The organism is Bartonella sp. AD328YNZD, from assembly GCF_042196425.1.
In genome coordinates, this window is the sequence record NZ_JBHIQG010000410.1 from 1 (window position 1) to 1,938 (window position 1,938).

The following is a 1,938-nucleotide window of genomic DNA, read 5'->3' on the forward strand; positions in this document are numbered from 1 at the left end:
CGATTTACACCATTAAACATTCGGAATCGGACGCCGGTGGCAGAATCTCTACCACAATTGCAAGAAAGGAACTTGATGTTTGTATTAATGATATCGGGGGAATACCACCAAAACCTCAAGATAGTATTGTGATCATCTCTCCTGAAAATAACAAAGCCCCCTCTTCTCAAGAGCACTTCGTGGTCACAGATGTCCAAGCCTCTGAATCCGATATGTATAAGCTTATCTTGCGGGAGCTAAAACAATGAAACATCTTTGTCTTGTGTGTTTAAAAGTCAATAAGGCTGCCCAAGAGATCGGATTACTGCTGTAAATCTTGGACTTGAAAAGGCGGTGAATTGGTAATTCCATGGTACGCCAGTACGGCGACTAATTTGGCATCCTTGATATGTTATCGTTACTGATGCAATTCGTGTCCAAGTAGTTCGTTCATTCCTTTTAGAGCTTTCAAATACAATGGCTTGATCTGTTACCAAAAGACGTCCAAAAAGTGTGGTCTTTTTATTAATATCAAAGGAAACGCGTTCTTGAACACCCAACAATTTTTCATTGCGTGCTAAACGATAATCGTATTCACTTGCATCAAGTTCTTGAAACATTTCACATGCTTCAGAAAAACTAGTTATTTCAATATCTGGTAGCAACATTGCAACTTGTTCTTCAAAAAGCTTTACTTTTTTATTTTCAAAATGGACAGCGATCCCCAAAAGTAAAACAATAATAATGGCGACTAATAACCATGGTGAAATACTTATTATTGCTACTATACTCCCAATCAATAGAGCACAAAACAGAAAAATCTTGATCCCCTTTTCCAATCGTTCGTTTTTAAGTGCTGGAGACGTTTTATTAATGACTGAAAAATCAGAAGAAGAGTGTGCATGAGAAGGCGACACTGAAACCTGTTCTGGAATCTTCTTTTCAAAACGTTTTTTGCGTTTGTATCGCCAATAAGCAAAAATAGACAATGCAAAAAATGCAAAGCAGATTAACCAAAACCATCCCCAAAAGCCTAGGCCATCATTTTCATCTGATTTATTGTCTTGAATGGGTGCGATTTTCTTATCAGTATTCTCAACTGGTGCCTGAGCCATGCTTTCATCTTGAGTAGCAACATCTATTGACGGAGTCGAAGAGAGGGTAACAACTTCATTATTATGTACAACTTGATCTGGTTTGTCTTTCTGTACAGCAACACCTACTATTGGAGCACCGACAAATAATAGAGCGCCAACACAAAGAGTCTTTAACCCCATTTTGCGCCATTTTTTTCTACATACGAAAACGATCCCAGTGATAATAATTGGTAAAGATAACAACCATACAATAATCGCAATTGTATCAAGTACGTCGCGCATTATTTCCCCTCCGCTATAAATAAAAAAAGAGGAAATTTAAAGTGAGTCTATAAATAAAGTAAAGATGTGCCTATATAATTTAGAAAAATGTAATATTATCTATTGACATCATCATAAGGATATGAATAATCGAATCAGGTGCCTAAGAAACACCGTAGGAAATACCAAGCGGACGAACTACCGATATAGTTTATTCTCCGCACATTAAAGGCTTTGACTCATTGTATGTTACATGCATATAATGATTTTGTCGGGTGTGGTTACGCTATACAATACCCTTTGGGAAAAGCATAACGACGGACTTGGTACCGTGTTTCTTAGCACCCGGCACTCTCTTAGAGTGTCATTAAGAAACCTCTATTACCAAGGAGTTCATCATGAACACTCTTATAGAAATTAAAAGAAGCACTGCTAATAGTGCTATCCCTCAAACTATGTCTAGTCGTGAAATTGCTAATTTGTGTAAAAAGCAGCACGCACATATTATGCGTGATATCAAGAAGATGCTTGAAGAACTTAACGGCTCCAAATTTGGATTGGTTGATTTTATCGGTACTTACGTTGATGCAAAAGGTGAAAG

Annotated in this window: 3 protein-coding genes; 2 read left to right on the forward strand and 1 reads right to left on the reverse strand. The window is 37.4% G+C overall.

The window, feature by feature from the left end; translation table 11 throughout:
* Window positions 1-248 (forward strand): hypothetical protein (locus ACFIO3_RS12310; protein ID WP_375704542.1); only part of this gene is annotated, 248 nt, incomplete at its 5' end.
* A 27-nt stretch (window positions 249-275) separates the two neighbouring features.
* Here the strand turns inward: ACFIO3_RS12310 and ACFIO3_RS12315 are convergent.
* Window positions 276-1,358 carry a hypothetical protein gene (locus ACFIO3_RS12315; protein ID WP_375608683.1) on the reverse strand — a complete coding sequence of 361 codons (1,083 nt, stop codon included), beginning with the start codon at window positions 1,356-1,358 and terminating at the stop codon, window positions 276-278.
* Between the two features lie 377 nt (window positions 1,359-1,735).
* Here ACFIO3_RS12315 and ACFIO3_RS12320 point away from each other — a divergent pair.
* Window positions 1,736-1,938: Rha family transcriptional regulator (locus ACFIO3_RS12320; RefSeq protein WP_375704543.1), on the forward strand; the 203-nt coding region annotated here is incomplete at its 3' end.

Excerpts from the sequence above, each read along its gene's own strand:
- ACFIO3_RS12315 (WP_375608683.1), bottom strand. The coding sequence starts at position 1,358 with ATGCGCGACGTACTTGATACAATTGCGATTATTGTATGGTTGTTATCT.